Raw genomic sequence first — 5,928 nt, forward strand, 5'->3', positions numbered from 1 at the left:
GACGCGCTTGCCGATCTCGGTCGAGCCCGTGAAGGCGACGACGTCGCTCTCGGGGTGGCTCGCGACGCGGTCGCCGATCTCCGAGCCGCGGCCGGTGACGACGTTGATCACGCCCTCGGGGAGGTCGGTCTCCTCGAACAGCTTCGCGAACAGCAGGCCGCCGGTGATCGGAGAGTTCGTCGACGGCTTGAGCACCACCGAGTTACCGGCCGCGATCGCCGGCGCGACCGCCCGCATCGAGAGGTTCAGCGGGAAGTTCCACGGCGAGATCACCGTGACGACGCCCTTGGGGCCCACCTGAAGCTGGTTCTCCTTGCCGGGGATGTTGGAGGCGGCGTGTTCGCCCTTCATCCGGCGCGGGAGCGTCGCGGCCTCGCCCGCGTGGTCGGCCGCGATCTGGATCGACGTCTCGCCCATGATCGCCGAACCGCCGACCTCGTACTCCAGCAGTTCGATTATCTCGTCGGCGTGGGCGTCGAGCGCCTGATGGAACTGCTCGACAACTTCCTGCCGGTGCGCGGGCGGCTGCTCGCCCCACGACTCCTGCGCCTCGGCGGCGGCCTCGTAGGCGGCGTCCACGTCGGCCTCGGTTCCCGAGGCCACCTCGGTCACCGTCTCGCGCGTCGAGGGGTCCTCGACGGCGATGGTCTCGCCGCTCTCGCTCGCCCGCCACTCGCCGTCGACGTAGAGTTCGTCCCAGTCCGCGTCGATCGATAGGTCGGTAGTCATTACAGTTTACCAAACGGTAGAAAAGGCAAAGAGGGGAGAGGTAGCGGCGATTGCGTCCGGTTCGGTGGATCGATCGCCGGTAGGGAGCGCCGGCGTCCCACCCGCTCCAACAGACTTTACCGCTCGGTAAACGAGGGTGACGTATGAGCCAGTTCGACCGATCCGGCGGCGTCGCCTCCGACGGGGACCGCGCGGATCGCATCGACGGAGCCGACGCCGCGGCCGCGACTCCCCGGACGGAATCGCGGATCCCGCCCGCGGAGGTGTTCGCGGTCCTCGGCAACGAGACGCGGGTCGAGGTCCTCCACGCGCTGCTCGAACTCGGCGGCGACGAGTCGCCGGTGAGCTTTACCGACCTCTTCGAGCGGGTCGACGCGACGGACAGCGCGAACTTCAGCTACCACCTCGACCAGCTCACCGGTCACTTCGTCCGGCGGCGCGAGGAGGGGTACGAGTTCCGCGCACCGGGGCGGAAGGTGGTGAGTTCCATCTTCACCGGCACGCTGACCGAGCGGGCGCAGCTCGGCTTCTTCCCGGCGGAGGGGTCGTGTCACGCCTGCGGCGGCGACCTCCACGCCTGGTACGTCGACGACACGCTCTCCATCGGCTGTACCGACTGCGGCGCGATACAGGTGAGCTACCCCTTCCCGGCGGGCGCGCTCGACGGCCGGTCTACCGACGACCTGCTGGAGGCGTTCCACCACTACGTCCGGCACCACTACTGTCTGGCCGCGGACGGCGTCTGTCCCGAATGTACCGGAACCGTCGAGACCGACCTCGTGCGGACGCCCGACGAGGAGGGACAGGCTGTCGCGGTCGAACACGCCTGCCAACGGTGTAGCTACGACCTCCGGTCGACGGTCGGCCTCCTGCTGCTCGACGACCCCGACGTCCTCCGGTTCCACGCGGACCGCGGCGTCGATCTGAGTTCGGTACCGTTCTGGGAGTTCGACTGGTGCGTGAGCGACGCCGCGACGACGGTCGTCTCCGAGGACCCGCTCCGCGTGCGGCTGACGGTCGGCTGCGCGGGCGACGAGATGCGCGTGGGCGTCGACGAGTCCGGAACGGTCGTCGAGACGGACGGCCCCGAACGCGACGCGCAGTAACGCTCGTCGCCGGAGCGCCGCCGCTCGCCGAGTCGAGTCAGGTCGGGTCGAGTCGAAAACCGCAGAGAGAGGGCCGACGCCCACAGTTCCGCTCCGTCGGCGGCGGCCGAGACGTACGGAGCGGAGACGGCGCGTCGGGTGCGCTCAACGACGCGTCAGACTACGCGTCGGGCGCGCCCGGAGACGCGCTTACTCGAACAGCTCGACGGCCTGCTCGTAGCGGCTGGAGGGTTCCTCCCAGTCGACGACTTCGAAGAAGTTGTCGACGAACTCGCCGCGAGCCGGACCGTAGTCGTGGTAGTAGGAGTGTTCCCAGACGTCCAGCGCGAGGATGGGGTGACCGCCCCAGACAGCGCCCTGGTCGTGCTTGTCGACCACGACGTTGCGAAGCTGGTTCGAGAACGTGTCGTACACCAGAAGTGCCCAGCCGCCGGCCGCGGAGGCCGCCGCCTCGAACTCGCCCTTCCAGGCCTCGTACGAGCCGAAGTCCTCTTCGATCCGGTCGGCCAGCGCTCCCTCGGGCTCGTCGCCGCCTTCGGGCGACATGTTCTGCCAGAACAGGTCGTGGAGGATGTGGCCCGAGGAGTTGTGGGTCACGTTGCGGATGGCTCCGCCGGACGAAGAGAAGTCGTGGGACTCACGGTTCGCTTCGAGCGTCTCTTCGGCGGAGTTCCAACCGTTGACGTACCCCTGATGATGGGTGTCGTGATGCCATTCGAGCACCTGCTCGGAGATGTGCGGTTCCAGTGCGTCGTAGTCGTACGGCAGCGGATCGAGTTCGTAGCTCATTGTTGCGTCCCATTGTACTCGCGGCACGGGTAAGAAGGTTCTCTGTAACGCGTTCCAGTAAAAATACTGCTATGATAAAAACCTACTAAATTAGCTTAAAAGACTACCTGAAGCGTTTTATCAAGAAATACCAATTTTTATTGATAATTTCTCAGTTCCGTAATCGTGATGCTTATCGGCTGTGGTCGGCTCGGGTCGAACATGACTTCCAGTCAGCCGAGTGCGGACCGAGCGGCTCCCGTCTCCGGCGAGCCGGTCCGCCACGGCACGGGCGTAAACTCGAATCGAGCGTTTCCGACGGGGGCGCACCCGCAGCACCTCGACCCGTTCGTCCTCTTCGAGCGGTTCTACATCGAGCCGGACCAAGGGTTCCCGATGCACCCGCACCGCGGGTTCGAGATCGTCTCGTATATGATCGAGGGCGGGATGGACCACGAGGACAGCCTCGGCGTCACGAACACCGCCCGCGAGAACGAGGCGATGCACATCACGACCGGCGGCGGGATCCGCCACTCCGAGTTCCCGGCCGACGGAGCGGGCTGTAACGGACTCCAGCTCTGGATCAACCTGCCGCGAGAGCGGAAGGAGATGGAGCCGGACTACGCGGACGCCGCGGCCGACGAACTGCCGACCGAGACGCTCGACGGGGCGACGGTCACCACGGTCGTCGGCGACGGGTCGCCGCTCTCGACGCACACGCCGGTGGAGTACCTCGACATCGAGGTCACGGACTCGTGGGCGTGGTCCGTTCCCGACGGATGGACCGGTTTCCTCTACGCCGTAGACGGTGCGGGGACGGTCGACGGCGCGGCGATCGCCGAGGGCGACGTGCTTCCGGTGACGGAGGCGGCGACGGTCGACGTCCGCAGCGAGGATTCGCTGCGTGCGGTCGCAGTCTCGGGACGCCCCCACGGCGAGCCGATCAGACAGCGCGGCCCGTTCGTGCTCTGAGGACTGCCGGGCCACGGCTGTCTCCTGTCCCCGCGCGTCGCCGACGTGGAATCCCGACCGAGTTTTTTGTAGTCGGAGTGAGACCGACCCACATGGACCTGCGCGCCGCAACCGCTACCGATATCGACGCGGTCCGGTCGGTCGCCCGCGAATCGCTCGCGGCATCGTACGGACACGCCGTCGACGAGGAACTGTTGGACGAGGCCGTCGAGGAGTGGTACGACGCCGGCGACCTCGGGGACGACATCAACGACGACGACGCGGTGTTCCCCGTCGCCCTCGTGGACGGGGTCGTCGTCGGGTTCGCGGAGAGCTACGTCGTCGGCCGCCGCGAGCGCGTCGGCGAGATCGACTGGCTCCACGTCCACCCCGACCACAGGGGGTCCGGGATCGGCTCCGCGCTGCTCGAACGCGTCGAGTCCGCCCTCCGGTCGGCGGAGGTCGACCGGATCGAGGCGCGCGTCCTCGCCGACAACGAGGCGGGGACGGCGTTCTACGAGCGCGAGGGGTACGAACTCGCCGGCGAACGCGACATCGACATCGGCGGGGAGCGGTTCGCGGAACGGGAGTACCGCAAGCAGATCGGCCGCCTCGCGGGCATCTCCGAGGCCGTCTACGAGACCGAGGCGGGAGACTCCGTCCACGTCGCGTTCGACGAGAGCGACCGCGGGTCGCGAGCGCCCTTCTACGTCGCGTACGCCGACCCGGACCACGAGCGGCGGTACGGCTACCTCTGTGGCAACTGTGAGGGGACCGACGTCGCGATCGACACCATGGACCGGATGGAGTGTCGCGACTGCGGGAACCGGCGGAAACCCACGCGCTGGGACGCGGCGTACTGACTCCGGCGCGTCCGCTGGGACAACCCTGTCACGTCCGTCGGGACGGCCCCGCCGTCTCAGAGCGTGTCCATGACGCCGAGGACGCGCTCCTCGGCCTCGCGGCCGGGGTCCCACTCGCTCCCGTCGCGACCCGATTCGCGGTGTTCCGTCACGGTCCGTTCCATCGCCTCGTCGACCGGCGTCGACTTCCAGCCGAGGTCCGCGAGCGCACAGGTGTCGAGCAGGTGCGGGTACTCGCGGTAGAGCGTGAAGTCGTCGGGTTCGAGGCCGCCGGCGGCGAGCGCGTCGTCGCTCGCCGGGACGACTTCGACGTCCTCCCCGGCGACGCCAGCGATCGTCTCTACCGTCTCTTCGAGCGTAAGTGCGCGCCTGTCGCCGACGTTGTACGCCGCGCCCGGCTCGCCGCGCTCGGCGACGATCCGGAGCGCGCTCGCGACGTCCTCGACGTACGCCCGGTGCCAGAGGTTCTGTCCGTCGCCGGGGATCACCACGCGGTCGTGCGTGAGCACGCGGTCGATCCAGTAGTCGAGCCGCTCCGTGTAGTCGTGCGGCCCGTAGACGATACACGGGCGGACCGCGGTGGCCGCGACGCCCTCCTCGGCGGCCGCGAACACCGCGCGGTCGCCCTCGGCCTTCCGGTTGCCGTACGTCTCGCCGGAGTCGTCGGTCGCCTGCTCGTCGGTACACGGCTCCAGCGGCGTCTCACCCTCTCGCTTGGGGATCTCCTCGGCGGCGTAGCTGGACCCCGACGAGATGTACACGTACCCGTCGACGTCGGCGAAGATCTCCGTGGCGGTCTCCACGTCGGCCGGCTGGTAGGCGACGCAGTCGATCACGATGTCCGGTTCGACCGACAGCTTCGCGGCGCGCAGCGCGGTCTCGTCTTTCCGGTCCCCCTCGACGTGGGTCACGCGGTCGTTCTCCGCGAAGGGGTTCTCGTGGTTGCCGCGGTTGAATATCGCCACCTCGTAGTCGTGTGCCAGCAGTTCGCCGACCGTGTGGCGGCCGATAAACCGAGTCCCGCCGACGACGAGCGCAGTGTCCGTCATACCCGAGATCGGACGAGCGAGGTAAAAAACGTGGCCGAATCGGACGCCGGATCGCTCGCGGCCGAGAGACGGGTGCTGCTACTCCTCGCTCCGGGGGCCGTCGCCGCGCCACCGCCGGTACAGGAAGTAGGCGACACCGAGACCGATCGCCCAGGTCCCGACGCCGAACACCGCGATCGCGATTCCGCCGAGGAACTCGCCGGCCGGCAGACCGAACATACCGCAGTTCGGCGCGTCCGCGACATAAACGCTCCGAGAAGAGGAGCGACGACGCGCCGAGAGAGGGGTAGCTTCTCGGGCGGGGGCCCGTACGGCAGCGCATGTCCGACCGTTCGCTGCGGCGACCCTGGCTCGCCGCCCTGCTCGCACTCGTCGTCTCCGGACTCGGCCACGCGTACCTCCGTCGGTGGGCCCGCGCCCTCGGCTGGTATCTGGCGGTCACCGCGGCCGTCTTCCTGTTCG

7 protein-coding genes and 1 pseudogene are annotated in these 5,928 nt (G+C 68.3%); 4 read left to right on the top strand and 4 right to left on the bottom strand.

What is annotated here, in order from left to right; genetic code table 11:
- Positions 1-729, bottom strand: a 729-nt coding sequence (locus BN903_RS05375; RefSeq protein WP_048076713.1) for an aldehyde dehydrogenase family protein, incomplete at its 3' end; no start/stop codon positions are given.
- 143 nt (positions 730-872) lie between these two features.
- Here BN903_RS05375 and BN903_RS05380 point away from each other — a divergent pair.
- Positions 873-1,835, top strand: coding sequence for a helix-turn-helix transcriptional regulator (locus BN903_RS05380; protein WP_048076714.1), 963 nt, complete (start codon positions 873-875; stop codon positions 1,833-1,835).
- 189 nt (positions 1,836-2,024) lie between these two features.
- Here BN903_RS05380 and sod read toward each other — a convergent pair whose 3' ends face one another.
- On the bottom strand, positions 2,025-2,624 hold the full coding sequence (sod, locus tag BN903_RS05385; protein ID WP_048076715.1) for a superoxide dismutase: 600 nt from the start codon (positions 2,622-2,624) through the stop codon (positions 2,025-2,027).
- A gap of 201 nt (positions 2,625-2,825) precedes the next feature.
- Between sod and BN903_RS05390 the strand changes: the two genes are divergently transcribed.
- Complete coding sequence (locus tag BN903_RS05390; RefSeq protein WP_048076785.1) at positions 2,826-3,575, top strand: pirin family protein; 750 nt, start codon at positions 2,826-2,828, stop codon at positions 3,573-3,575.
- A 92-nt stretch (positions 3,576-3,667) separates the two neighbouring features.
- Positions 3,668-4,417: a GNAT family N-acetyltransferase gene (locus BN903_RS05395; protein ID WP_048076716.1), complete on the top strand. Its 750-nt coding sequence runs from the start codon at positions 3,668-3,670 to the stop codon at positions 4,415-4,417.
- 56 nt (positions 4,418-4,473) lie between these two features.
- On the opposite strand, the gene BN903_RS05400 is transcribed toward BN903_RS05395, so the two are convergent.
- Both BN903_RS05400 and BN903_RS17230 read right to left on the bottom strand, forming a co-directional pair.
- Positions 4,474-5,466 carry an NAD-dependent epimerase/dehydratase family protein gene (locus tag BN903_RS05400; RefSeq protein WP_048076717.1) on the bottom strand — a complete coding sequence of 331 codons (993 nt, stop codon included), beginning with the start codon at positions 5,464-5,466 and terminating at the stop codon, positions 4,474-4,476.
- A gap of 78 nt (positions 5,467-5,544) precedes the next feature.
- A complete protein-coding gene (locus BN903_RS17230; RefSeq protein ID WP_195155719.1) occupies positions 5,545-5,685 on the bottom strand; it encodes a hypothetical protein in 141 nt (46 codons plus the stop codon).
- A gap of 101 nt (positions 5,686-5,786) precedes the next feature.
- On the opposite strand from BN903_RS17230, the pseudogene BN903_RS16470 reads away from it, so the two are divergent.
- Positions 5,787-5,928 (top strand): annotated as a pseudogene (locus BN903_RS16470) (zinc ribbon domain-containing protein); the annotation flags it as partial.

The organism is Halorubrum sp. AJ67, assembly GCF_000513435.1.

Bases quoted from the DNA above. Each gene is read 5' to 3' on its own strand.
- BN903_RS05400 (WP_048076717.1), bottom strand. From the start codon at position 5,466: ATGACGGACACTGCGCTCGTCGTCGGCGGGACTCGGTTTATCGGCCGC.
- BN903_RS05395 (WP_048076716.1), top strand. From the start codon at position 3,668: ATGGACCTGCGCGCCGCAACCGCTACCGATATCGACGCGGTCCGGTCG.
- BN903_RS05390 (WP_048076785.1), top strand. From the start codon at position 2,826: ATGACTTCCAGTCAGCCGAGTGCGGACCGAGCGGCTCCCGTCTCCGGC.
- BN903_RS05380 (WP_048076714.1), top strand. From the start codon at position 873: ATGAGCCAGTTCGACCGATCCGGCGGCGTCGCCTCCGACGGGGACCGC.
- BN903_RS17230 (WP_195155719.1), bottom strand. From the start codon at position 5,685: ATGTTCGGTCTGCCGGCCGGCGAGTTCCTCGGCGGAATCGCGATCGCG.
- sod (WP_048076715.1), bottom strand. From the start codon at position 2,624: ATGAGCTACGAACTCGATCCGCTGCCGTACGACTACGACGCACTGGAA.